General features: G+C 48.2%; 23 protein-coding genes. 2 read left to right on the top strand and 21 right to left on the bottom strand.

All coding sequences use genetic code 11. The annotated features are described in order from the left end of the window. Positions 1–157: 157 nt before the first annotated feature. The 12 genes from DP091_RS22990 to DP091_RS23045 all read right to left on the bottom strand — a co-directional run bounded on the left by DP091_RS22990 (position 158) and on the right by DP091_RS23045 (position 14,391). On the bottom strand, positions 158–607 hold the full coding sequence (locus DP091_RS22990; protein ID WP_113060439.1) for a DUF1569 domain-containing protein: 450 nt from the start codon (positions 605–607) through the stop codon (positions 158–160). Between the two features lie 46 nt (positions 608–653). Beyond that, on the bottom strand, positions 654–929 hold the full coding sequence (locus tag DP091_RS32025; RefSeq protein ID WP_306438131.1) for a DUF4181 domain-containing protein: 276 nt from the start codon (positions 927–929) through the stop codon (positions 654–656). Between the two features lie 157 nt (positions 930–1,086). Then, the gene (locus tag DP091_RS23000; RefSeq protein WP_113060440.1) at positions 1,087–1,545 is read right to left on the bottom strand and encodes a hypothetical protein; all 459 of its coding nucleotides are present in this window, start codon (positions 1,543–1,545) and stop codon (positions 1,087–1,089) included. Positions 1,546–1,785: 240 nt separating this feature from the next. Next, positions 1,786–2,424: an RNA ligase family protein gene (locus tag DP091_RS23005; RefSeq protein ID WP_113060441.1), complete on the bottom strand. Its 639-nt coding sequence runs from the start codon at positions 2,422–2,424 to the stop codon at positions 1,786–1,788. A 14-nt stretch (positions 2,425–2,438) separates the two neighbouring features. After that, the gene (locus DP091_RS23010; RefSeq protein ID WP_113060442.1) at positions 2,439–3,398 is read right to left on the bottom strand and encodes an AAA family ATPase; all 960 of its coding nucleotides are present in this window, start codon (positions 3,396–3,398) and stop codon (positions 2,439–2,441) included. A 166-nt stretch (positions 3,399–3,564) separates the two neighbouring features. Further along, the gene (locus DP091_RS23015; protein WP_113060443.1) at positions 3,565–4,695 is read right to left on the bottom strand and encodes a GntR family transcriptional regulator; all 1,131 of its coding nucleotides are present in this window, start codon (positions 4,693–4,695) and stop codon (positions 3,565–3,567) included. Between the two features lie 118 nt (positions 4,696–4,813). Then, positions 4,814–6,406, bottom strand: coding sequence for an ABC transporter substrate-binding protein (locus DP091_RS23020; protein WP_113060444.1), 1,593 nt, complete (start codon positions 6,404–6,406; stop codon positions 4,814–4,816). A 63-nt stretch (positions 6,407–6,469) separates the two neighbouring features. Next, on the bottom strand, positions 6,470–7,366 hold the full coding sequence (locus tag DP091_RS23025; protein WP_113060445.1) for a carbohydrate ABC transporter permease: 897 nt from the start codon (positions 7,364–7,366) through the stop codon (positions 6,470–6,472). 37 nt (positions 7,367–7,403) lie between these two features. Then, positions 7,404–8,363, bottom strand: coding sequence for an ABC transporter permease (locus DP091_RS23030; RefSeq protein ID WP_113060446.1), 960 nt, complete (start codon positions 8,361–8,363; stop codon positions 7,404–7,406). Positions 8,364–8,775: 412 nt separating this feature from the next. After that, positions 8,776–12,015, bottom strand: coding sequence for a PQQ-binding-like beta-propeller repeat protein (locus DP091_RS23035; RefSeq protein ID WP_113060447.1), 3,240 nt, complete (start codon positions 12,013–12,015; stop codon positions 8,776–8,778). Positions 12,016–12,538: 523 nt separating this feature from the next. Further along, positions 12,539–13,444 carry a DMT family transporter gene (locus tag DP091_RS23040; protein WP_113060448.1) on the bottom strand — a complete coding sequence of 302 codons (906 nt, stop codon included), beginning with the start codon at positions 13,442–13,444 and terminating at the stop codon, positions 12,539–12,541. A gap of 140 nt (positions 13,445–13,584) precedes the next feature. Further along, positions 13,585–14,391 (bottom strand): helix-turn-helix domain-containing protein, encoded by an 807-nt coding sequence (locus DP091_RS23045; RefSeq protein ID WP_113060449.1) that lies wholly within the window; start codon positions 14,389–14,391, stop codon positions 13,585–13,587. Between the two features lie 142 nt (positions 14,392–14,533). On the opposite strand from DP091_RS23045, the gene DP091_RS23050 reads away from it, so the two are divergent. Then, positions 14,534–15,340: a phytanoyl-CoA dioxygenase family protein gene (locus DP091_RS23050; RefSeq protein WP_113060450.1), complete on the top strand. Its 807-nt coding sequence runs from the start codon at positions 14,534–14,536 to the stop codon at positions 15,338–15,340. Positions 15,341–15,393: 53 nt separating this feature from the next. Here the strand turns inward: DP091_RS23050 and DP091_RS31460 are convergent, their stop codons facing one another. Continuing rightward, positions 15,394–15,537, bottom strand: coding sequence for a hypothetical protein (locus tag DP091_RS31460; RefSeq protein ID WP_181469901.1), 144 nt, complete (start codon positions 15,535–15,537; stop codon positions 15,394–15,396). A 27-nt stretch (positions 15,538–15,564) separates the two neighbouring features. Next, positions 15,565–16,347, bottom strand: a complete 783-nt coding sequence (locus DP091_RS23060; protein WP_113060451.1) for a hypothetical protein — start codon at positions 16,345–16,347, stop codon at positions 15,565–15,567. Between the two features lie 211 nt (positions 16,348–16,558). On the opposite strand from DP091_RS23060, the gene DP091_RS23065 reads away from it, so the two are divergent. After that, a complete protein-coding gene (locus DP091_RS23065) occupies positions 16,559–16,966 on the top strand; it encodes a hypothetical protein (protein WP_113060452.1) in 408 nt (135 codons plus the stop codon). A 193-nt stretch (positions 16,967–17,159) separates the two neighbouring features. Here DP091_RS23065 and DP091_RS23070 read toward each other — a convergent pair whose 3' ends face one another. From DP091_RS23070 to DP091_RS23100, 7 genes are all read right to left on the bottom strand, one after another. Continuing rightward, positions 17,160–18,284, bottom strand: a complete 1,125-nt coding sequence (locus DP091_RS23070) for a GerAB/ArcD/ProY family transporter (protein WP_113060453.1) — start codon at positions 18,282–18,284, stop codon at positions 17,160–17,162. 17 nt (positions 18,285–18,301) lie between these two features. Beyond that, positions 18,302–18,541: a hypothetical protein gene (locus DP091_RS23075; protein ID WP_113060454.1), complete on the bottom strand. Its 240-nt coding sequence runs from the start codon at positions 18,539–18,541 to the stop codon at positions 18,302–18,304. Between the two features lie 9 nt (positions 18,542–18,550). Then, positions 18,551–19,759 (bottom strand): Ger(x)C family spore germination protein, encoded by a 1,209-nt coding sequence (locus DP091_RS23080; protein WP_113060455.1) that lies wholly within the window; start codon positions 19,757–19,759, stop codon positions 18,551–18,553. 35 nt (positions 19,760–19,794) lie between these two features. Continuing rightward, complete coding sequence (locus DP091_RS23085; RefSeq protein ID WP_113060456.1) at positions 19,795–21,390, bottom strand: spore germination protein; 1,596 nt, start codon at positions 21,388–21,390, stop codon at positions 19,795–19,797. A 189-nt stretch (positions 21,391–21,579) separates the two neighbouring features. Continuing rightward, complete coding sequence (locus tag DP091_RS23090) at positions 21,580–23,019, bottom strand: DUF4179 domain-containing protein (protein WP_113060457.1); 1,440 nt, start codon at positions 23,017–23,019, stop codon at positions 21,580–21,582. A gap of 23 nt (positions 23,020–23,042) precedes the next feature. Next, on the bottom strand, positions 23,043–23,549 hold the full coding sequence (locus tag DP091_RS23095; protein ID WP_373456944.1) for a sigma-70 family RNA polymerase sigma factor: 507 nt from the start codon (positions 23,547–23,549) through the stop codon (positions 23,043–23,045). Positions 23,550–23,878: 329 nt separating this feature from the next. Further along, a complete protein-coding gene (locus DP091_RS23100) occupies positions 23,879–24,397 on the bottom strand; it encodes a DUF3189 family protein (protein ID WP_113060458.1) in 519 nt (172 codons plus the stop codon). Between the last annotated feature and the right edge of the window lie 192 nt (positions 24,398–24,589).

The following is a 24,589-nucleotide window of genomic DNA, read 5'->3' on the forward strand; positions in this document are numbered from 1 at the left end:
GGAAGGCGAGTTTACAATGGAGAAATACGCGGATTGGTTATAAAGAAAAAAATAGATAATCTGCAGCAAAACCCTCCTGCCTCGTAAAGTCAACGTACGTTGTATGCTGGCTCTACGGAGGGGTATTCGCATCAATACTGCACAGGTTTCCTGAGCTTTACACACCAAACTGTTTCAAGTGATGGTCCAGATGCTTGTATAATCCCCTCCCCCATTGCTCCGGAGTCAATTTACCGAAGAATGCATGAGGATGCGTGGTACATCTCTCAGGTCCGTTCTTTTGGAATGCTATAATTTTTTCTTTCAATTGTTCTCTTTCCGTTTCAAATTCTCTTGGATCCGCAATCAAAATATCCGGAATCGTAGACATATTGCGAGGTAACGGTTTTTCATTATAAAACACAGGCTTCGCGAGATTCCCTACCAGCCTGCCTAACCAGCCTCTTGGCGGGTTTGTGATGCCCATGGCGATATCTTGGAACGCGGAGCAGTGAGACAGCATTTGGGCAGCATCCATTTTTCCCCATAACGGTTGGGATTGAGCGCTTAATGTGTCGATTCGGTTCAAGATTCGGGTCATATCTAAATGATTGAACATATTATTCATGTTTGCCTCTCCCCTTATGTAATCCATGTCTAAACACCTGATTACATTATAGCTGACCCATCTCCGGGACATTTCTTATTGATTGCTTTTTTTTATATTTTAATAAGAGAATGAATATCATCAAACCTGTGAAGAAAAGTGAAACTGCAGCCAGTAGGATCGAAACTTGATGGTGCCTGCTTTCACGCATGTATTTCCACTCCATATATCCGCGAAAGCAGAAGATTACGGATAATAAGAACGGCCATATGGGATAGGGTCTGCTCCTATCCATCGTCCATATAAGGATGAGTATCGGAATTAATAAAGCCCATGAGCCCAGAAGATACTATGTATGCACCGGTGTATCACGCATCTCTTCCTCGCCTACGCCAATGATCTTCCTTAAGACCCATTGACCAACACAAATAACAAGGAGAATAAATGAGTATAACCCCTCCATTATCATCCTCCTTTAGGTGTTAATAAGTAAGTGCTTCCTACAGCCATCTCATAAAAAAACCTTTAGACACCTTCACACGTCTTTCGCGTGCCCAAAACTCCAGCTGCCTGATTCCCTCCGTCTGCTCCTCCGCAAACGTAAAACATAACTTTAGAGGTACGATTGCACGCCCTTTCGGCTTGATCCCGATCACCGGTTTCCTGTCATGGTTGATCAGCAAACATTTCACAGCTTCAACGTTAATGACTGCACCGTTTATGACGATTCCGTCTTGAGCCATTTCCATCACGCCTGGTTTCATCAGAAAGGTTCGATATACGGAGATGATGAACACGGCGGAACAAAAAACTAACCACACCATGCAGGCATAATAAAAGAAGTCCCTTTCTTCATGGCCTCTTATTATATTTCCAAGAAGAATAGCGGCTAAAATCAACATCGATATCATCAATCTGATCGCTGAAGGAGCAGAAACTCGAAACATCTTCATATTCATCTTTACACTCCTATCATGAAATAATGATGGTCTGCATTCTGATCCTTGTGTATAGGTTCATTATACTTGAACTAACAAAATGTGGTAAGCCTATGTACAAACAACAATAAAAAAAGCCCCGATTTAAGCGGCAGCTCCTGTCTTTATCTATTTACATTATCTCATATAAAAAGCAATCTGGAATTACATGATCAGCACCTCATTTTCTAAAACTTAATGTTTATTACACTCACCCATCGTCTATTCCGCAGTTGCCAATTGATTCGGTTCGATCGGTTTGCTTAGCCAATGCTCATCGGTTTGTACGTGATTCTTGCGAACGAACTTGACAACGCTGCGCTTAAAGTCGTCATATGCAAATGCGGAAGCCAGCCGAACCACATAACCTTCCTGTTCCCCGCCACAGCAAGATTGCTTTGTATAACACGCTTTGGCAGCATCCTCGTCCCAGATTCCCCGGTATAAGACAGGAACCGTAACCAGCCCCAGACGTTCCGCCCATTCCTCCGTCTCATCCCATGACAGGCACACATTCAACTCATTCCACACGGAGAACAGCATGAAGTAGGACGGCAGCGCCGAATACAAAAGCGAATGCTTGGCATATACGTTTTCCCCGCAGAGACGATAACCATCCGGAATCATATACTTGATGCCCCCGTGCAGCGTCTTCACATAATGACGGGAAGGATGATCCTTGCTGTCCAGCGACCTCGCATGAATGAAACCGGGGTACATCGTGGTGTTCTCCCCGTCCATTTTCTCGGTAATGACGACCTCCTGTCCCGTAAAATGGTCCGTGTTTCGTAAAATCTTATCGTCATCCGTATATCCTCTGGACCAAGGCAAATGCATCGTTTTGGGATACTTTATTTTCATCGTAGTTCACCTCCTTATTTGCCGAAGGTATCGGCTTCCGCGAAGAAATACAGCTCTGCCAGCCTATCTTCGCCTAACAAATGATAGATTTTGGATGCTCCTGCATCCCCTCCATGCAAAATTTCCATATGAAAGCTCACAAGTTGAACGACGTGCTGAATGAATGCATCATCATATCCAAGGTCCTTCAATGTATGGCAGGCAATGCTTGCCGATACGTGCTCGTGCCCATAATAGGAATAGTACCCTCTGGCTTGCTTCCATACTTTGCAGAACGGCTTGCCCGCGTCATGGAACAGTGCTGCTATCTGAATAGCCAGCAGATGCTCACCTTCATAGAGAGCATGGATATATTCCAGCACGGCATACGTGTGCTCCGACAACGTTTTGGAATGATGCGGATTCTCCTGATCATATCCCAGCATCACATTGAAATAGGGAGATTGGGACAAGTAGTGAAATAACTCATCATGACCCGGTCTGCGTGTTAACAGCACTTCCAGTTCTTCTCTTGTAAGCTGCGTTTCGCCGTGCTCATGAACGAGATGCAGATCTCTGAATCCTTCTCTCATGACAGGAAATTCAAGGTTCTTGGCATATTTCGTCATGATCTTCTCGTCGAGCCGGCGTTTGCGTCCCTTAACTCTTTCCAGAGCCACTTCATAAGGGGTTGTGCAGATATGGCATTCCACCGATCGATCGCCAAATCGCTTCAGGAACTTCTGTCTCCGCTCCCGGCTGACATTGGTGGCATCAAAAACGACATTTCGTCCGGACGCAAGCGCCTGTTCGATCTCGGCGAAAGCTGCATCAAATACCAGATACGTATTTTTCTGTTTGGATTCGCTGCCGAACAATCTTTCACGGATCGAGTCCGTCGCAACCATGACGGCCCGCTCGCTTTTGCATAATTGTTTGGCATAATAGCTTTTTCCGCTGCCGGGTATCCCCACCAGCATATGAATGGTACACATGTTGTTCACCTCCTCCGTGCCTCTAAATAATGTACCATCCTTACGGAGTGTTTGAGTAAGTAGAGAATTTTTATACTCAACTTTTACATACCTAATAAAAAGGCTGATTGCAACAGGAAAAAGCCCTGCCCGGCAATCAGCCTTCATATCATCCTTTCTATCCTATCTACTCCGTGACTTTCCCTCTCGGAGCTGCTGCGGTTGTATCACGCTCCACCAGCTTGACGGGGATCAGTGTCCGGTCCGGTGTCTGTTTCCCTCTCTCAAGCCAGTTTACAACATGTTCGGCAGCTTGGCGTCCAATCTCGTAAAAATTCTGCTCAACGGTGGTCAGCGGAATCATGACATGCTCTGTGACAGGATTATTATCAAAGCCTATGATCGAAATATCCTCCGGAATACGGATCCCTCGTTCCAAACAGCGGTTCAGCAGGTTGGCGGCGATCAGATCATTCTCCGTCTGAACAGCCGTTACCCCTTCCGTCCGGTAAGAGTCCAGCAGCTCATTATAAAATCGTTCAAAGCCAACCTTCTCCCGATAATCCTTCATATTCAGCCTGATATAACGGCTATCCACGGGAAGTCCATGGTCCTTCAGCGCTTGGCAGTATCCGAAATACCGGTTACGCACCGAAGAGGTTGATTCAATGCTGACTGCTGTAAGAAACGCGATCTTTCGATGACCGAGCTCAATCAGCCTGGATACGGCTTGATAGGATCCACTGAAATTGTCAGAAACCACCGCCCCAAGCGGCAGACTGTCAAAATATTTATCGATCGTCACGATCGGATAATCCTCAAGGCAAAGTCGATGCAGAATGTCGTAATTCGTCTGATCGTTCCGCGGATACAATATAATGGCCGCAATGCCCTTTCGGGTCAGCATTTCCAGCAGATCGCGTTCTTTCTGGGAATCGTAGTCGCTTTGGTGAATGCTCAAATAGTAACCGTTCGCGTTGAGCCAGTCCGAAGCTCCGCGAATATATCCCATCGTGCCGCGATCGTCTTCGGAAGGCAGGATCAGCGATATCATTCTATCCATTCCAACCGACCGCTGCTCCTGCCCACGTTGCCGGGGTTTAACAAAGCTGCCGCTTCCCTTGACACGGTAGATAAACCCGTCCCGCTCCAGCTCCTCAAGCGCTCTTCTTGTTGTAATACGGCTCACGCCGAAGGTGGAGCTTAGCTCGGCCTCCGTAGGAAGCTGGGCTTCAGGAGCATAGTGGCCTGATGAAATTTGTGATTTCAGCTCATCCATCATCACACGATACAGCGGTGGTTTATTGTCTTTGGTCAACTTGGTTCTCATCCCATCTATATCTATTTTCCAGTGTAAATCTTGTCGTACTAAAATTATAGCGTTTGCATCATTGGCATGTAAACCGCTCCTATCTTCTTACTTCGAGTCATTTCGATTACTTTACATTTGTATAACGTTCATACTGCGCTCGTTTGATATCCAAGTAGCTCTGGGCTCCCATTTTGTCCAGAGTCTTTACGTAATTATCCCAGTCCGTGTCCAGGCCGGCTTTCCCCGTCACAAACTTCACCCGCATCTCCTCAATGTATTTATTGATATCGGTCAGGATCGCGCTCGTTTGATTGGCTTCCTCATCCGTAGGAACAAAATCTGGCCAAAGCTCTTGGGGCGCCAACTGATCCAGCTCAGCCGGATCCGCCTTAATCTCGTCGGATACCGTCGTCCCACGCGCCGCCATCCGCATATCGTCGTCTGGCTCAACATATGGATAATAAGCACCATACACATTATCAACATATTGGAAAGCGCCCAGTTGCACGCCGCCCTTGTAATTTAGAATCTCGTCCTTGTATTTCGGTTTGCCGTCAACCATATCATAGGTTTCGCCCTCAAGTCCAAAGGTGGCAAAGTTAATCCCTTCCTCCCCATAGAAATAATCGATCCACTTGATGGTTTCAACCGGATATTTGTTTTTGTTGGTGATGACGAATCCGAATATCCCTTTGGCCGGCGGCCCCAGCACCCCGGCGACTTTATCCCCGTTCGGCCCCTCGAGGGCATGAATGCCCACATAGTTCTCGGATGCATCCTTACCGATATATCCCGGTCCTTCCCATACAAACGAACCGATCAAATTGTTGGAGCCGTCCGTAGACCACTTCGCATAATCATAGCCTGTCGTAAAATTTTGCTGGGCCAGTGACCCGTCCTTGTACAAATCGCTCATGTATTGGAGCAGCTCTCTGTACTTCGGATCATTAAACGTAGTCTTAACCTGTCCGTCCGCGTCCTTATATAGATATTGACCGAATGCCTTGGCACCGCCTTCCCCCATACCGAAGCTGCCAGCCAGGAAACTCTCCAGGAAAGTCCAGTACTGCGATTCAAGCACCCACCCGAGACGGGAGCTGTCCTTCTCCCGAACCTTCATGAGCGCTTGACGGAACTCCTCTGTCGTCTTGGGCACTTCAAGCCCTGCTTCATCGAGCCAATCCTTATTGATATACAAGCGAACGGAATTGAACGCTTTAGAGAAATCGACGTAAGGCAAGGCATAAATATGCCCGTCCGACATCGTGATGGCTCCCTTAATGTCCGGATTGTCCTTCAGGAGTTTGTTCAAATTCGGAGCATGCTGCTCAATCAGGTCCTCGAGCGGAACGAATAAACCTTGTTTGCCGTATTTCATCAGCTCGTCGGTGCCGAAAGCAATGCGATAGAACGCATCCGGCAGGTCGTTGGAGCCAAGCATGACATTTTTTCGTTCGTTGACGGCGGAACCCGCCAGCTCCTCAAATTCGACTTGAATGCCGGACATTTCTTCGTATTTTTGCCACATCCATAATTGATCGGCCGGAGGATGCACATCGGTATACCCGCGCTTGACGATCCTTAGCTTGATGTTCCCGGGATCTCCTTCCGTTCCGGCCGGTTCCGGCTCCGCCTTACCCCCTGAACCGCCGCAGGCGGAAAGCGTCAACGAAAATGACATCGTCAAGGCAAGCAGAAGTTTCATTCCTTTTCTCATATCCATATCCCCTCTTTTCATGATTATGAGTTCCAAGCGGTAAAGACCGCTCTCTATATCGGCTTACCCTTTGATGGCTCCCACCATGATGCCTTTCTCAAAGAAACGCGACAGCAGCGGATACAACAGGAGCAGCGGCAGCGCGGATAATACGACGATCGCATATTTCAAGCCTTCCTTGACCATCATCTGATCCGCATATTCGGCACCGACCGAAATTCCGGCCATTTCCTTGAAGTCGTTCTGAACCAGTATTTCTCTTAAAATCAGCTGCAGCGGAAATTTACTACGATCCGTCAAATAAATCATAGCGTCAAAATATGAGTTCCAATGGCCGACCCCGTAGAACAGGATCATTACGGCAATAATCGGCATCGACAAAGGCAGCACGATTCGAAACAGCATATGAAAATCATTGCAGCCGTCGACGTAGGCGCTCTCTTCGAGCTCCACAGGAATCCGGGTCTGGAAGTAGGTTCGCATAATAATCATGTTGTAGGCGCTGATCGCACCAGGCAGTACCAAGGCCCACATCGTGTTCAGAAGTCCTAGTTCCTTGTTTACCAAATAAAGAGGGATCAGCCCGCCGCCGAAAAACATGGTGAAAGCAAACATCAGCGTAAACAGTCCCTTGCCGTAAAAGCGCTTTCTGGAGAGCGGATAAGCGCCAAATACCGTCATCATTATATTGATCGCCGTCCCTATGAATGCGTACAGAAGCGTATTGGCATACCCTCTCCAGATCTCGCTGTTCTCAAACACTTTGGCATAACTGTCGAGATTGAAGCCTGCCGGGAACAGCAGCAGCGGCTTGTCCCAAATTTGGCGCGGATCGGAAAATGAAGCAAACAAAACAAAGAGAAGCGGGTACAAAATGACGATGATTACCAGAATGGACAGCACTAGAATGATGATATCGGCCAGCTTTTCTCCAGGCGTTCGTTTGATGTTCAGCAGCACTTCTTACATTCCCTCCTTAATCCTGCATCGACGACCTCTACCATAAGCTGGTCTCTCCCGCTTTGCGTGCAACCGCATTGACGATAATCAGGATGATAAAATTGATCACATTGTTGAACAGGCCGACTGCCGCCGAAAAGCTGTACTGGGTGTTAAGCAGTCCGCTCTTGTACATGTAAGTGGAGATCACCTCGGAGGTTTCCAGGTTCATCGCATTTTGCATCAACAGAATTTTCTCGAAGCCGACACTCATGATGCCGCCGGCGCTCAAGATGGACAGGATCACGATGGTCGGAACGATACCGGGAATCGTGATATGCCAAATTCGCCGAAATTTGCTGGCCCCGTCCATATAAGCCGCCTCGTACAGGTCAGGCGAGATGCCCGAGATGGCAGCGCTGTAGATGAGCGAAGACCAGCCAACTCCTTGCCATACGCCCGACCAGACGTACAGATGCCAGAATTTCGATGGTTCTGCCAGATAATCGACCGGTTCCCTCCCCAAGGAAACAAGGATGGAGTTGATGACGCCATTCGTCGGCGAGATAAAGAAGAACAGAATACCGACTGCGACCACAACCGAAATGAAGTGCGGTGCGTAGGAGATGCTCTGGGCGAATGAGCGGAATTTACGATTTCGAATCTCGTTGAACAAAAGCGCCAGCAGGATCGGAGCGGGAATGCCAACCAACAGACCGTATAAACTGATCCCGATGGTATTCTTCAGAATCGTCCAAAAATAATAAGCGTCAAATAACCGCTCGAAGTGTTCGAACCCGACCCATGGACTGTTCCAAATGCCAAGGCCAGGCATAAAATCCTTGAACGCGATCTGAACGCCGTACATCGGCCAATAATGCCAGATCAAAAAATAAAGCACCGCCGGCGAGATAATGATATACAACCCGATATTTCGCTTAAGCTGCCGTTTAACATGCGTCCATTTGTTGGACTTCGGAGCGGGCTGTGGGGATGCCGAGTTTAATCGGGCGTCCATGCTTTGTCATGACCTCCTTTTTCTCGATCAAATTGCGCAAGTAAATATTAGCCACGGTGGACGACTAATATCGGCTTCCGTTGGCAATGCATCACCTCCTTCTCGCAACTTAACTTGTATTGACAATTTTAAATATATTGATTATTTGTTATAACACATTCTAGTTAGCATTCAATTTCCAGTCAATATGACATCGAAAAATTGCTACTTTAGAAGTATAAATTGCACTTTTGTTATGACAAATTTCGACGGGACAGCCATTCTTAATGATGAGAAACAATCCATTCCATGCGTTTGGTTGACAACAAAAAAAGCCGCGTAATTCACGCGGCTGTTCCTACTATTTGGACGACGTTACGACGATATGGAAGAAAAGTGTCGTGTTTTTAAAATGGCTGACGCTTTCGTCTACTTACAGGTAACGTGCCAGTTTGGCAAGTATTTCTGCTTGTTCACCCGTCAATATTTTGCCGGATTGTGCGCTAACTTGATTGGAAAAGGCGTTCATTATGCCTTCCTTGGCAGAGGTGTTACCTCTATTCTCGGCCTCTTTGGCCTGGAGGAGTTTACTTGACAGCGATTGTGCGAGTCCTGGATTGCTCGCGGCGAAATGCGCTGCAAGCGCGGACAAGCTGTCATACGTTACAATCACCTCGAAATTAAAGACCGCTTCCGTTTTGTTTCCCGCCAGATCGATTGCCGTGACGGATATATCGTGGGATCCCGGCTCGAAGAAATAAGCAGGACGTTCAATCAGTGCATGAGAACAAGGATTGTCAGCTAACCCAGACAGACTGTCGACGGTACTGCACGAAACGTATACAGAGTCGGTTACTGTATACGTATGCTCACCGGTAAATTCAACGACGGGCGCCGTCTTGTCGATCTGCACCTTCAGCGTCCCCGGAACCTCAGGCACGCCAGAGAAGTTAGTGGCGGAATAGGTGACCGTCGTGACGCCTTCCTTCGTGATTTCAAGCTGGGCCGTATTCCCTTTTATTGTAGTCTTCTCTATTGGCTGTGCCCCTTCTGCGAAGTATTCGATCGAATAGGCACGGTCGGCAGAGATGGACAACGACACATCGGCATTCACCCAGCCGTTCTCGTTGGGAGAAGGCGATAGACTAGCCGTGGAGACGGGCGGCACACTGTCTTTTACCGTTACAAAGAAATCGTCATAATAGGCTGTTGCCACATTGTATCTGGAGGTTACCGCAATCAGTTTTGCGTAAGCTGCATTAGCCGGAGCCTTCCCTCTTAGCGTCACTTTCTGCCATTGGGCCAATCGCGATTCATCCAAATGGGTTTCCAAGGTGGAGATGGTCGCGTTATTGCTATCAAAGAATCGGAACATAAAGCCAGGCTGACCGGATTTAATATAAAGATTCATGCCTGCCGTATATTCCTCTCCCGGAATGACGGGAATCGGATCACTCTGAACGGCAACGGACGCCGTTCTCAGCGTGTCCGTAATCTTCAGGCTGTGCGTTCCCGTGAAACTGCGTTCCGTGCTGCGATCATAGCGATACCCGTTGCCTGGAGTGAATAATGGACTCCATCCCTTTAATTCCTCTTCGAAGCCCGGATTGGTAACCGGAACAGCCGTATGCGGCGGTTCTTCCACGACCTCACCGTCAACTTCCATCCGATACAGGATCGTATTGGTTTGCATGTCCGTGAAATAGAGATTCCCGTCCGCATGTAGATCGAATCGGGAGGTGTCGGCCAATGTCCGATGTTCCAGCGTTTCAGGGTCAATGACCGTCAGTTTGTTGTTAAACAGCACATAGAGCAGTCCATCCTCCGACCAGCGCAGCGGGTGATGCGCCCATTGGCTGAAATTCAAGCTTGGATACACTTTTTTACTCTTCACGACTTCATACGTATCGGGATCGATCGCAAAAATATACTCATAGGATACCCCCCAGATCAAACCGTCCGGACCGGCGGAAAGATCACCGATGAATATCGGCTTATCCAGACCGGGAACCCGTAGCGGAAACTCGGCGATTTTTTGCTGTGTCTCCTCATCCCAGACAAAAATCTTCGCTTCCGCCTCGGTCGGCTCGGAGCCTAGTCCGCCCCGAATCGTCGTGGAGCCGAACACCTTGCCGTCATGAACCGTCGTGCTGAGCACGCTCTGATTCTGGACGACGTTGCGATGAACGTTGATCTCTCCAGTGACGGTATCATAAACGGTCAGTGAGCCGCCCAAGGTTCCGTAACCGGAAATCGTCGAAATGTACAGCTTGCCTTTGGAACTGGAGATATCCACCAGCCTCTCCTGATCGTTGCCCAGTACGGCCAGTCGCTTCGGATTGTTCATTCCGGGCTCCGTCGATAAATCGAACTCGTACAGTCCGCCCTCCGGATACACGCCCATATAGACTTTATTGCCCACGGCATGAACGCTGTCGGCTTGGCCGATGCTGAACGGCGTTGCGGTGTTATTCGTCAGATCGACGAGCGAGGAACGCGCCTGCGAGCCGGTGGTGATCAGCTCCGTATCGGATACGCTTTTTAACCGGTTGACAACGCCGGGCAGACCCGGAATAACAGGCGGCAACAGGTGCACTTGCTTCGTTTCGATATTCATGATCGTAACGCCGCCGTCATAGCGGACGGTTACCAGATTTTTGCCCGGGTATTCCGGATTATGGGGAAATTCAACCCAATCTGCTCCCCGAAATCCGCTGTTGTACTCCATTCCGGTTAACTCGACCTCATGCGTGGCAAGATTAAACGTTTTCAGCTTCTTGTCGGACATATAATACAGCTTTCCGTCAAGCGAGTCCGTTGCGTGCAGCCCCGTTACGTTCTCCAGCACAACATCCAGCCAGCTTTCCGTCTGCGTATCGTAGATAAACGCCTCTCCAGGAATGCCGCTTCCGTCCGTATATCTGGCAAACAAATAACGGTTATCAATCGTGCTCAGGTCATACACGGTGTCTTCTTTAACCGGCAGGGAAGCAGCGATATTCGTTTTCTCACCTGTCGCTAGATTCACGCGTACGATCTGCTTATGGGCGGTACCTGCATATATATAGCCGCCTTGATAAGCAATGGAGCGCACATATTCCTGGTCAAGCAACCCGATGACACGGCCATAATCTTTAGTTTGCTTTGTAGCCGGGTCATACTGATACACTTTGCCGCCGGGATAGGTTCCGACATACACCCGGCCCTGTTCATCCGTGGTGATGCTGTTCGGAACCGACTGGCCGTCGAACTGTGCCACTTGCACAGGGACATGAGTAACCGGTGAGTAACTCCACAGCCTTGCTCCGCCACCGTCAGCCGCAAGGAACAATGTTCCGTCCGGTGCCGTAGTATGTGCCCATGAGCTTTCGGAGGGTCCGATCGGAATGCTCCGCAGCAGTTTATAATCCTCCAGATCAATGACGTTAAGATGCCCCGGCTTTCCTTTACTGGTCGCGTAAAGCACGTTGCGGCCCTCTTCCTTGCCAGTGGTACCGTTGAACACGGCCACCGTATAGTTGTTAGGAACCAGAATTTCTTCCGGTGCTCCATATGTTTTTTGGGCCAGCCTGCTCTCCCCGGAAGCAGCGACACCGCTACCTCCCGAGCATGCCAATATAAAACAAATTGCAAGCATCAAGACCTGGAACTTGCCACCCTTTCTAAATCTCATAAATAACCTCCTTAGAATCAATCGTTGTCTTCCCGAAATACCACTGCGCATCCATGCGGCTAGCGAACGGGCGTTAGTTTCGTTTTTTGTATACAGATCCTCCTTATTCGATGCATTGACAAGCCCTTGTTAAGTAGAATCCAGAACTTGGACCCGGGTCGTCTGGCCCGTATATTAGGCAAATTGCAAGATGGTGTCAATCGATATTTATTTTGCTTTCTTACATTTATCTCGTTATGGGTCAAAGTGGATTTTGCAAAAGTGGTAGAATAATCGCAAAATCTTCATCGAAAATTTCAAGCTTAGAACCCAATAGAAAAATAACTAAACCCGATGGTTAACAATAAAAAAAGCCGCAATTTAAGCGGCGCGGAGCAAAGTATAAATACATATTCACAATCGGCATCCTTCCTTCTTCAGGAAGCTCTTTAGGAAATTCTTTATTTTCGTTTATGTCGAAATCCCCTAATGACTTGATTGCTTCATATAAAGCTTTAGCAGTCCTTCTTGGTGCTATTCAATGTTACTTAGGTACAACAGCAACTCTTTCTATTTGTGTTCGTCCGCCGCGATTGGTGATAAACACCCCGGATAAAATGAGAACTAAGCCGATGATCAGGCTCCATCCAATCGGTTCATCCAGCAGTGTATATCCCCAGATCATCGCCGTTGCAGGAACGAGATAAGTGACGGATGTCGCGAACTCGGGGCTTCCTTTCAAGACCATATAATTGAACAGAATATAGGCCACACCAGAGCCGAAGATGCCCAGGCCAACAAGAGAACCTATATTGGCAGGCTCCGCGATCTTGGCAAGCTCAACCTTTTCCGTTGTAAGAGCGATTACTCCACTCCCTGCCATTGCCCCTAGCAATGTCGCGAACGTTAACTGATACATACTCAGTCCGCCCAATAAGCGTTTGGATAACTGCGAACCGACAGCATAACACAAAGTAGCAGCTATCATCGCCGCAAACCCAATGAAATCGACGGTAATAAATGATCCTGGTCGAATGCCGAGCAGAATGATCAGTCCGACAAGCGCGACGCCCATGCCCATCCATTGAATCCTTCTAAACACGGAGCCGAAGAACAATAACCCGACGAGCATGGTCCAGATCGGCGTCGTTGCATTCAATACCGAAGCCATGCTGCTGGCCATCCTGGTCTCACTAAACCCGATTAAGGTCCATGGCAGAGCCATATTGATCATCGCGATCACGATGGTTGGCAGCCAGCGGATTTGCCGCAGGGCAAACGGCTTTCGCATGATGAGCATAACGACTGTGATGAAGAGAAATCCGAAGGTTGATCGCAGAAAGGCGATCCCCCACGGGCCGAAATCATGGAGCAAATTTTTGACGAAAAAAAACGAACCTCCCCATATGAGACTTAGGAGGATGAGTGAAACGTATAAGGATCGTGCCAACTTAATACCTTCTTTCTATATTAGGGACATCCTTATAAGTTAACATCTCATCATGGAGGTTGTACAGCGGGATTCTACACAGCGCTCTTGCAGGCAGCTTCTATTGGTATGATTCATGGATAACGTAAGCCTGGCAGCCTTCATGTAGGCTTACACGCCTGGCGGTACTGCCTCGGTGAAACCCCGTACTGTTTGCGAAACTGATCGGCAAAATGGTTATAACTGTTAAACCCGACATCCTGCGCGGCTTCGTTCGCCGTACGGCCGGAATGGGTCATCAATAAGGCGGCATGGCGAACCCTCATTTGATTCAAATGTTCTACGATGGTGTACCCCGTTTCTTGCTTGAACAAGTGGGCCAGCCTTGACCCCGATATTCCGATCTCTCGCGATATCGCGTCAATTCGAATATCTTCTTTTAACGATCGGGACAGCAAACCAAGAGTCTGCTCGACTCTGGGATCGAGTCTTTTGTTCATCCGCTGCGCAAGCAGGAGCAAAATTTCACGCAACGAATTCTCACACAGCGCCTCCCATAGGTCCAAACGATCCAGCGAATCTTGAAGTACATTCCGAAATGCTTGCTCGACTCGCCCACGGACACGTTCATCGGGCAGCGTTTCGACCAGAAACTCCTCATGACGCAGCATCCTGTTTTCCGGAAGTCCGGGATAATGAATCCACAGGAAGTTCCAGCGTTTCCCCTGCACAGTTCCGTATTCATGCGCGATATTGGCGCGCAGTAGGCCAAGCTGCCCGGGCCCGCAGCGTTTCTCTCCGGCAGGCGTCCGGACATAGCCCTCTCCATGCAGCGTATAAACAAGCAGCCAGTCCTTCATTCCATGAGGACGACGTAAGCGATAAGCATCGTCCTGATCGAAATGGTCGCCGAATATGGTGCCGGTACTTTCTAAAGGTTTCACGTGCCTGCCCGCCGACCTTCGCATGAACCTCTCCTCCTTTTGTACCTGTAATAACAGAATAGCAGAATCCCGGTATTAATAAGCAGAAAACTGACTTCCTCTCAAGTTAAGCAGGCGATATTCTATTGTCAATAGAAAAAACAATAAACGTACAGGAGGCATTCCCATGCAAAAGCAGACAAGGGTATTAACTCAAGAGCAGTTGCAATTGTTCGAAACGGAAGGTTATTTAATCGTAAAAGGGCTCTTCCGCCAGGAAGAGGTGTCGGAAATCGAAGCAACGTTTGAGGAGATCAGTCATTCTATCGTTCCTGGCCACTTTGAGCCGGTGTTGGACGAGGAAGTTGTCGAACCGCTGAAGCGTTATCCCCGTGTGATGCATCCGCACCGCTTTCATCCGACCGCGATGAAATATATGCTGCACAAGCCTGTTATGGATGTACTGGCCGACTTGTATGGTGAGCCGGCACTCGCGGCTCAAAGCATGTTCTATTACAAACCCCCGGGTTCCCGAGGTCAAGCGCTGCATCAGGACAACTTTTACTTGCAGGTCGAGCCGGGGAACTGTATCGCGGCGTGGACCGCAATCGATGCGTCTAATGAAGAGAACGGCGGATTGCTCGTCGTTCCGAAAACAAGTGATTATGCTTTGGTGTGCCCGGAGGAAGCCGATTCGAACGAGTCGTTCACCACCCATTTCGTAAAGCCGCCCAAGGACAGCAAGGCCCTCCCGGCGATCATGGACAGAGGCGATGTGCTGTTCTTTAACGGCAACCTGATCCACGGCTCCTACCGTAACAAATCCAACCGGTTTCGCCGAGCCTTCATCTGCCACTACGCCAACGCCTCGGCTGCCAAGATCGGTGCCTTCTATCGGCCATTATTCCGGGAGGACGGCACGGAAGTCAATCTGGACGTCAATTCGAATGGCGGTCCGTGCGGCGTCGAATTTGATACGGCTTATCCCCATTAAATTTCATGTGACCAGCGTATACCTTGATAGCGCTGGTCGCGCTGTTTTTAATCTTAATCTTCCCACACATTCTGCAGCGGAAGGCCCAGCTCACTTCGGGCCGCATCCACAACCATCTGAATAAAAGCGGTTTTCTCCTTCGTTCTCGACAATATCGCCGAGTGGTAATCAAGAGCCGCGGGCTTCTCCGCAGCCATAATCCTCGCTTCTGTATGCAGATCAAGCTACCTCGCTTTTCCAGTCTTTAACCATTCACCGATTCGCCTGGTTCTTCCGATCATTTTAGGGAGCAGCAACAATGCGACGATACAAGAAATGATCAAATACACGGTCTGGACTCCTTTCTCTTCCGACAACATCTGTTCAACACTCGTACCGATCAGCAGAACAGGATGTTTCGTATCGTCCCCCGGTAAGGTGAAGGCTTCCAGCTGACCTGTGCTAGCCCGGCCAATTACCGTAACCCAATCTCCAGGGGAGACGGCATAATACCCGTAAGCCGTGCCCTTGGGACTTTCCATCAGCAGCGGTCGTGAGGAATTTCCTTGGTAAATCAAGGGTATATGTTTCGGGTCAACCGTCGCAAAATTCAGCGGAAGCCAGTCTGTGTAAAACCTGAACCGTTCCGCCTCAACCGTTACTCCGTTTAACTCTGAACTTCCCCATGATTGGTGGCTTCCGTTATCATCCAGCTTGTAATCGCAACCGCCCTTGCCGCATTCCCAGCGGAACGGTTCTTTCTGGAGCAGAGCATAACGATCTTGAAGCTTGCCTTCATCCGTATATACCGCTTCTCCTCCAGCCTGACCTTCGAGACGTACATAGCCAGTCATTTCGAATGTCAACCGATGGACCGGCTGAGCTTTGTTTATAATGGCTGTGAGCCTGGCAGAATCCCAATACATTAATAGCGATCCGAGCAGGATGATCCATCCGATCGCTTCCATAATCCGAAACCAGAACCGATCAAAGCGGGTATCTTCGGATTTTTTACGTTGCTTGTCCACGGATTGATCTCCTCCCCCCTTTAACGATGTCAGAGCTGACAAGTATCATATACGACTGCCAGGTACGCGGGGTTTCAGTCGGCATCAGATCATGGATAGGAAGTGAAGGCATCCGCCAGGAGTCTTGTTTAATATGCAAGTGTTTTGTGTTGACATTGTGTTCACAAAATGAGTACAATAGATCTACAACACGTTAAGGAGGCTTTTGACAATGGATACAAATCTGCACATCCGTCTAACCAAAGAACTTAAGGAGAGCTTTCAAGAGATAGCGAAGGACAACAATACGGACCCTTCTACTCTTGTTCGCGACTGGATTGGCAACTATGTAGCGGAGCATCGGAGAACGGATGAAGATTCTGCTGCCGAGTTATATTTGGCAGGATACCAATTGCAGCAAGCATTGGGAGGAAGGGAACATGTCAGCAAGGAATTCGCTAAACAATTGCAGGAGCATTCCTTGACGAACCAGAAGGAGTTTACGCAGTTGATCTTGACGACCTATATGGATCTCGACCTTACGATTCCTTCGTGTTTATCCAAGACATATAAAGGCTACGCTTATTCTCAAATGTTCTTGTTGGGCTTGATCGGTGACAAACCTAAAAATTTGGCATAAATCGCAATCGCCGTTATTCCTTTAATGAAGTCAAAGTGACTTCATCTATTAGTGCACAAGCGGTAATCTCCCCTTACCTGCCGGCTCAACATAAAAAACCGTCTACAAGTAGACGGGTTCCACAATCCAAGCTGTATCCATTTCAATAGCGATTTCTGTGGATTATCTAACAACCCACTTTGTCCTCCAAAGTTTAGACGGATTTCGAGGACTTTTTTGTTTTTTTGGATCCTATTTTACGCAATCCGTGCATGCCGAACAACAACAGCGGGAGTATAAATCCGATGGTAATCGTATACGGAATCCAGGTCTTGTTGTCCCATACCAACTTGTATGGAACATTGGGATAAACGAAGACGGAAACGGCTGCCAGAATCCAACCAAGCGGAACAACCAGAGGCTGATAGTTTTTAATATTGAATATTTGGCTTACGCCAATCGAAATAGCATAAAAATACAAGGAAATACGATAAAACAAAGTGATAAACCACATCACCGCCATGACCGCCTCAATACGCTGAAGGAAATTGCCGATATTGATTTTTTTGGCCAGCATATAACTTGGATATAGGTTCCTTCCTGTTATATCCGGACCTAGGACCAAAATCGATAAGGCAATAATCGTAAACAGCACCACCGCACCGAATAGACTCCCGATATAAACGGCCTTGTAGACCTCGGCCGGGCGGTTGACAGCCCCCGGATAGATGATCATCAACACAATATGCGGTAGAAAAGCAATGCTAACGAAAGTGACCGCGGCTGGAAAGAGGGGGTTAATCCCCGATTCGAAAATCGGCGTAGCATTCTCCCATTTAATCTCGGACAATAATAATATACTCATGGATAGAAACAGAAGAAGAAACCAAGGGAAGAGCATTTCCGCTGAACGAGCCAGCACTTCGAGGCCTAAACGCACCCCTAGCACAACAAGGGCCCCAAACAGGAAGATGATCGCTTGAATCGGGGTTTCCGGCAGCATCTGTATCGTCATGAAAATACCGATTTCGTGTAACACCGTAGCGGGCCCGCCTAGAAACAACGTAAGCAGGAAGAGAACGTTTATCGTTTTGCCGATCCATTTTCCAAAAAGCTTCTCGGTCAACTGCATTAAATTCATTTCGGGGTATTTTTTGAACAATTGCAGCTGCAGCGTCAGAATGATGAATCCAAGGCCGGTACCGACCAAACTGGCGATCCATGCATCTTGCTTAGCAATGGAAGCCATACCCGAAGGAACGATAAGAATCGCGCTTCCGATCGTATACAAGGCAGTTAATATGCTGACCTGACGCAGTGAAATTTTAACTACGGGCATCTTTCCCGCTCCTTTTCTTATTGGATCAAACCGATGGCAGTTAGCCAATCACTGAGCGGCTTGTATACGACCGTGATCATAGCCAAGGGAGTGGGGATATCGTTCATGACCGTTTGAGCCACGCTGATTCCCATGCCAATGATCATGAATGCCGCGAACCCCCAGATTTCCCTGTATTCTTTTTCCCGGAGCATCCTTGGCAGCTCCAGCCAGGTTAAGATCACGGCTGAAACCGCTATGATCGTGATGTTCAGCATGAATTCGCCTCATTCCTTGATATCATTTAGAAATGAATCGTTGGTAGTTCCTGTACGCCGGATTTTATAATTCACCTGGATATGGGTCTCGAGATTCGGAAAATATCGGTCCTCCCACTCGTCCTTCATCCCTTTCCACGCCTTCGGGTGCTCACGGCGAAAAGCTTCCCCGAAGCCGAAGATGTCCACTTTATGCTCCGTTTGTACTTTAGCGATAACCGCCTTTAAGCTTTGGGTTAGTCTTTCTTCCATTTGGACTTCGAGGTCTCTTACGGTATCAGGGTGAGACAGATCCAAGCCGCTGCACTCTACCGCGCCGATATTTCCCTCCATATTAATTCGGATATCCATTTCAGGACGGGATTGGACCATTCTTCCCTTCAGCTTCGTTTCGGACCTAAGCGTCTCCACAATAACCTTTCCATCGTTCCGGAGGCAAGGTATGAAGTCTACAGAGCTTTTCACGTGCCCCGTAATAAGTCGATACCCTCTGCTATCCTTCTCGGTTAACCACCCAATCTGCTTGTCCCTTTTGAAAACGGCAAGCCCCGAATATTTCAATTGGCTTGGCGTATCAATATTTTCTACATTCTTCTTCGTTTTTCCGATGTCCCGATTCCCAGTTATTATTAATCCTGTAAGCACGGGGTGTTTTCCAGTGCTGGTAATATCACTGATCAATTCATCCAGCGTTACGGCCATGCTGGGTGACCATACCTTCTCGGAGATTTGCAGCGATTCGTAAAGTTTATTGGCAGGGATGGTTTCCATGGACGTCATGATTTTCAAAGTTTCCTCCGCCGTTGCTCCTTTGGTCACGACCAAGTAGAAATCGGGTCTAAATTCATGATCCCTGGATAGCAAGTCCAGCACTTTGGCAACCCCTTCCTTTGCCATCGCCTCATCCATCAGAAACATCCGCAAATGGGAAAAATAAATTTTTCGCGGACTTATCTGGGTCATCCTACGGGCCGCTTCAAATATGGTGTCGCCTTCGGCCGTATACAATGTAGCAGGCGCTTGGGGACCTCCGCTTCTTTTGGCGGTGAGCTGCCCGGGGTTGGCAACTTGGACAGTTAAACGGTAGCGGCCGTCCACCCAGTCCACTCCAGCGGCCACAGCTATGGCCAGTTCGTTCAATTCCCTGCGGTTCCAACAACCGCTCAGAAAAAGCGTGAAGACGATATGCAGGAGAATCAACGCCAAGATCCGTTTCATCCAATTCACTCACTTTCCTGCTGGTCTGCAATAATCTATTCCCGCGATTTTTGGGGTGGCGTGCTTTTTCTGCGCTTTTGGTTGTTCTGATTCATCAGTCGGGGGCGGCTCAACATCATCCAATGCGGGAGTCGCAATATCGTATCTTTTTGCCCTTCGGGAATTAACGGCGCGAAAGGCGACATGTACGGGACTCCGAACGAGCGTAGGCTGCACAAATGGAGAATTAGAGCGATGATCCCCACTAAGATGCCGAAGAGGCCAAAGGATCCGGCAAGGGCCATTAAAGGAAACCGGAGCATCCGAAAAGCAATGGACATATTAAAGGATGGCACGACGAAGCTGGAAATCGCCGTGATCGCAACCACGATGACCATGGCGGGTGAAATGATCCCCGCTTCAACGGCGGCTTGCCCAATCACCAATGTGCCTACGATAGAAATCGCCGATCCGATATTTTTGGGCAGCCGGACGCCTGCCTCGCGCAGAATCTCGAAGGTAACCTCCATAAGGACCGCCTCGACGAAGGCAGGAAACGGGATCTGCTCACGCTGCCCAGCCAGCCCGAACAGGAGCTTTGTCGGCAGCATTTCGTGATGAAAGGTCGTTATGGCAACATAGAGGGAAGGTCCAAGCAAAGAAATAAATATGCTCAGGTAACGCAGCAAGCGCAGGAAAGAGCTGATATCCGCGCGCTGGTAGTAATCTTCCGCAGCATGCAAGAAAGAGACAAAGAGAGCCGGAACAATCAAAACAAACGGTGTCCCGTCCACGATAATCGCAATTTTCCCTTCCAGCAGCTCGGACGCAACCACATCCGGACGTTCGGTATTATAAACAGTAGGAAAAGGAGTTAACGTCTTATCCTGGATCAGCTCCTCGATATAACCGCTCTCCAAAATACTGTCCACATCGATTCGTCCAAGCCGGGTGCGGACTTCCTCGACAATCTTATCGTTTGCAATGCCGTTAATGTACATCATAGCGACATCCGTCTGCGTCACTCGACCGATCTGTTGCGTTTCCATCCACAGATGCGGATCCTTGATTTTCCGGCGAATCAGGGCCGTATTCGTTCGCAGCGACTCCGAAAAGGACTCGCGCGGACCGCGGACGACATTCTCCGCCGATGTTTCCGAGACCCCGCGGTCCTTCCATCCCCTTGTACCTGCCGCGATGCCTCGATTCAATCCATCTACTAGAAAAATGGTGTCTCCCGACAATAAGGAATGGAACAACTTTTTATAATCGGTTATGGACTGAATCTCTTTATTGACAAGGGATATTTGCTCTAATATCTTTTGCCCGTCGAATGGCCTCGAATGTTCCGAATCATCCCTAACCTGGGATTTCGCAATATCTGCTACGACCATCATGATGGATTCCGAGATGATCTTTTGATCCGCCAAGCCGTCCGTGTAAACGATAGCGATATAGTGTATCTCCTCTTCATCCAGCGAAATTTCCCTGATCACGATATCGGTGCTGTTACCGAGCGCTGCTCTGATATGCTTTAAATTGCTTTGTATATCCGGGCTTAAGGCATCGGGATTTGATATCGATGTGTTAGCCGATAGGGTATCTTTGGTGCGGTGTTTGACGGAATGGCCGGTTCTTCTTCGATACCGCATGGGAACATCCTTCCTCTCACAGATGCTATTCCCCCATTATTACCGAAGGAAACGTGCGGTAAACTTGCATTGAATCGCTTGCATAACAATTACAAATACCCCCCATAGTCACAAGGAAGAGTTCACTGGGGATCATGATCTCTTTTCTGCCATGAGGGGACAATCGTGTATCCTTAGCATTTAATTAGTTCATTTCTTGAGCAGGTCTATAGCTTGACTATCCTTAATCGGAATCCAGTATTGTTTGACTCTGATCGTAAGCGGTTGCGGGTACTCAAGCGCGTCCTCCCCAAAATTATAGGTCGTATTGTCTTCAATTGTATCCTCTTTAACCGACGTCAGGAGTCCGCTGTGACTGCTGCTTTCCGGCGATAGCCTGCTATGTTTCGCCCCTGAGGCATCGGTGAAGCTGTCCTCCAGCCACATCCCGAAGCTTTCTGCTGCTTGAGCTTCTTCGAGAATGCGCTGAAAATACACTTCTCCTGCGCCAGCTTCCTGATCGGACGTGAGCATTCGCAGACGTTCGTCCGGTGCATCGATGATTTGTTTCTTCGTCAGATCAACGATGATGTTCATCTCATCCTTTTTCACAGCCGCGATGCCAAACGTCTTGAACGTGGTCGTATCCAGCTGATCCAGTTGGCTGTTCTTGTAAACCAGCGTAACTTTGGCGTCATCCTTTAAGATCGCTTGGGGATAATACAACTTCTCAGTATGCTCCCCGCTTTTTCCGATCAGAACCGGATTAAGCAATTTGAAAATCTGTTTCTCATTGGCGTGGTCATATTCCAAATCCACATAGGTGTTCAGAGGCGTAAACAGCAGCTGACGAACGTTAATCCGTTGTCCGTCTACCTTCAATGTACGATCCGGGTAATAAGCTCGTTCAGCGTCTTCGAACATATTGGGTTCGAGTTCCAGAGAGAAATCCATACCGGTTAGATACTTCTTGCTGCTAGAGTTCAAGGCTCGATCCGACGTATCGGATAAGGTAATATGAATGCTTGCCTTACTCGTATAAGGATCCGTTGGCAAAAGATTCGTGGAATAAGCATAATATGAATTTTGCCCTGGGGGAATCTGTCCGCTTCCGCTCATATTGGTTATCATGGCTCCAACGGAGGGAGTTTCGTATCCTCCATATTCAAGCGTGAAATCCCGTACGATGATCTCCTCCTCACTATGATTTAACACGTTAAAGAGAACAAAGGACTTCCGGCCGTCGGATACAGCTCCCAAAATCTCGACGCCATATTCTTTTTTCTCCATGGCCTGGTTGATTGGTTGTATGAGACCTCGTTCAAGAGCGCTCCTCAGCGAGCCATCCTTAATCCGTTCAGTCGGGAACGATTCCAGATTAGAGACGCTGCCGATACTGGAGGTCTGGACAAGACGGTCATGCTTCCCTGTAAATGGAAATCCGTTTACCGTGAACATGAGGAGAGCTGCGGCAGTCATTGCTGCCATGGCTCCCAATCCGTAAGAGTACATCCGCCTCATTTCGCGTTTCCTCCCCCGCTCCATTCCCCCCCGCACTGCAGTAGACAGCTTAGACTCCGGGAGGGAATTGGCTTTCTCGTTCAACATGGTTGAATCTTTCATAAGTACGAGCTGTTCTTTGTCCAGCATGATGTATTTTAGCCTCCCTATTCTTACACGTAGTTCCGAAGCTGCTTCAGCCCTTCACGCAGCCAGGTTTTAATCGTGCCTTCCGGTTTTCTGAGCACTTTTGCGATTTCTGCCGTGGTCATATCCTGGTAATACTTCAGCATCACGACATGCCGATATTTTGTCTTCATCCGATCCATTGCCTGCTCAAGATCGATCCGATCATTGCTTTGTATTTCCTGGGCAGCCACTTCCCTCAGTGCCTCCACCGGAAATATGCGTTTTTTACGCCGGAGCTCGTCCATGCAGCAGTTGATCGTGATCCGGATCATCCAAGGGGCAAACGCCTGCTCATCCTTCAACTTTTTGCGCTTCATCCAAGCTTTGCAGGACGCTTCCTGCACGATTTCCAGCGCATCGGCTTCGTTTCTCATATAACTGAATGCTATGGAGTATAATTTCCGTTGTTCACTTGATAAATGGTTGAAAAAAGTGTCTTCTTCCATCTCCTTCGAATCCGACACCTTGACTTTCTTCATCGTATTCTCCACCCCACCGTCCCCCTTTCTTCTGTCTTTGGGTAATGGGAAATTAGCCGCCATATCAATCCACTCATAAAGTAAGACGCGGCTCACCTGAAAATCGATTGATTTTCAGGAAAATTGTTTCGCGGACAAACAAAAAAACGACATCCAGAAAATCGATTGACCCGGACGTCATTCTTTTAATCTTCATTCACACTCAGATGCAGGGAATTGCGGACCCCAAGACGCTTTAAGTAAACGGCGGTAAGCATGTTCATAAGAAACGCCCTATGTCATCATGCGTATGGAGTTCCTTGTTGGTCTAACTTCTCATATGTATGAAGCGATTCGTGTGGCTAAGAAGAAGAGAAATTTTTGTTCTCCATAACGATCACGGAATCTGTTCCAGACCTCGCGGCTGCGGTTTGTTTGGTATGTAGTACCAGTTCACGGATGTTGCTGCAGCACTTCCTCGAGCCAGCGATTAATAACGGATCGCCTACAAAACTCAATTTTAATCTTTTGGTTAAAAATCCCCCGATCGTCATGACCAATGGAACGGTAGGGGAAGTATTGGAATATACAATCGGCTCTGCGTTCTGATATTTGTCTTGAAGGATCATGCTCAAATTTTTCAGGGCTGGAATAACCACCTTGGATGAGCCCCGTCCCAGCGTGTATACCGGATTTCCGTTCTCATCCAGCCCGTGAAAGACGAGTTTGCCCATGTCGGAAGTATTGAGTTTATTAAAATAGTCAACCGCCAGAATCTCTTCTGTAGTAAGCTGACGATGCATGGGTAATTTATTTAGATGATACGCGGCTGCCAGCGAGGTTGTGTGGGTTCCACCGTAATCATTATAAATAAATATCATTTCATAACCCTGCCTTCATGATGTAATGAGCTTATTATGCCCCACTATTCTATACTATATCCCATTTCTCCCCATCACCTGCCCAGTTTTGCTAGATTTAAATGATCAAATTAAAAAAAGCCCTGAACATCAGGGCTTTGAAGTGACCCCCAAAAGTTAGACATGGTTATTTCATTAGGCAGCTTTCTCAAA

This window comes from Paenibacillus sp. MDMC362 (genome assembly GCF_003269305.1).
Lineage (GTDB): Bacteria > Bacillota > Bacilli > Paenibacillales > Paenibacillaceae > Paenibacillus_AQ.

What these genes read in the sequence shown, in the direction of transcription:
- DP091_RS23070 (WP_113060453.1), bottom strand. Translation starts at nt 18,284, where the DNA reads ATGCCCGTAGTTAAAATTTCACTGCGTCAGGTCAGCATATTAACTGCC.
- DP091_RS23075 (WP_113060454.1), bottom strand. Translation starts at nt 18,541, where the DNA reads ATGCTGAACATCACGATCATAGCGGTTTCAGCCGTGATCTTAACCTGG.
- DP091_RS23035 (WP_113060447.1), bottom strand. Translation starts at nt 12,015, where the DNA reads ATGAGATTTAGAAAGGGTGGCAAGTTCCAGGTCTTGATGCTTGCAATT.
- DP091_RS23080 (WP_113060455.1), bottom strand. Translation starts at nt 19,759, where the DNA reads ATGAAACGGATCTTGGCGTTGATTCTCCTGCATATCGTCTTCACGCTT.
- DP091_RS23010 (WP_113060442.1), bottom strand. Translation starts at nt 3,398, where the DNA reads ATGTGTACCATTCATATGCTGGTGGGGATACCCGGCAGCGGAAAAAGC.
- DP091_RS23090 (WP_113060457.1), bottom strand. Translation starts at nt 23,019, where the DNA reads ATGCTGGACAAAGAACAGCTCGTACTTATGAAAGATTCAACCATGTTG.
- DP091_RS23050 (WP_113060450.1), top strand. Translation starts at nt 14,534, where the DNA reads ATGCAAAAGCAGACAAGGGTATTAACTCAAGAGCAGTTGCAATTGTTC.
- DP091_RS23000 (WP_113060440.1), bottom strand. Translation starts at nt 1,545, where the DNA reads ATGAATATGAAGATGTTTCGAGTTTCTGCTCCTTCAGCGATCAGATTG.
- DP091_RS22990 (WP_113060439.1), bottom strand. Translation starts at nt 607, where the DNA reads ATGAATAATATGTTCAATCATTTAGATATGACCCGAATCTTGAACCGA.
- DP091_RS23030 (WP_113060446.1), bottom strand. Translation starts at nt 8,363, where the DNA reads ATGGACGCCCGATTAAACTCGGCATCCCCACAGCCCGCTCCGAAGTCC.
- DP091_RS23045 (WP_113060449.1), bottom strand. Translation starts at nt 14,391, where the DNA reads ATGCGAAGGTCGGCGGGCAGGCACGTGAAACCTTTAGAAAGTACCGGC.
- DP091_RS23020 (WP_113060444.1), bottom strand. Translation starts at nt 6,406, where the DNA reads ATGAGAAAAGGAATGAAACTTCTGCTTGCCTTGACGATGTCATTTTCG.
- DP091_RS23100 (WP_113060458.1), bottom strand. Translation starts at nt 24,397, where the DNA reads ATGATATTTATTTATAATGATTACGGTGGAACCCACACAACCTCGCTG.
- DP091_RS23085 (WP_113060456.1), bottom strand. Translation starts at nt 21,390, where the DNA reads ATGCGGTATCGAAGAAGAACCGGCCATTCCGTCAAACACCGCACCAAA.
- DP091_RS23005 (WP_113060441.1), bottom strand. Translation starts at nt 2,424, where the DNA reads ATGAAAATAAAGTATCCCAAAACGATGCATTTGCCTTGGTCCAGAGGA.
- DP091_RS31460 (WP_181469901.1), bottom strand. Translation starts at nt 15,537, where the DNA reads ATGGCTGCGGAGAAGCCCGCGGCTCTTGATTACCACTCGGCGATATTG.
- DP091_RS23065 (WP_113060452.1), top strand. Translation starts at nt 16,559, where the DNA reads ATGGATACAAATCTGCACATCCGTCTAACCAAAGAACTTAAGGAGAGC.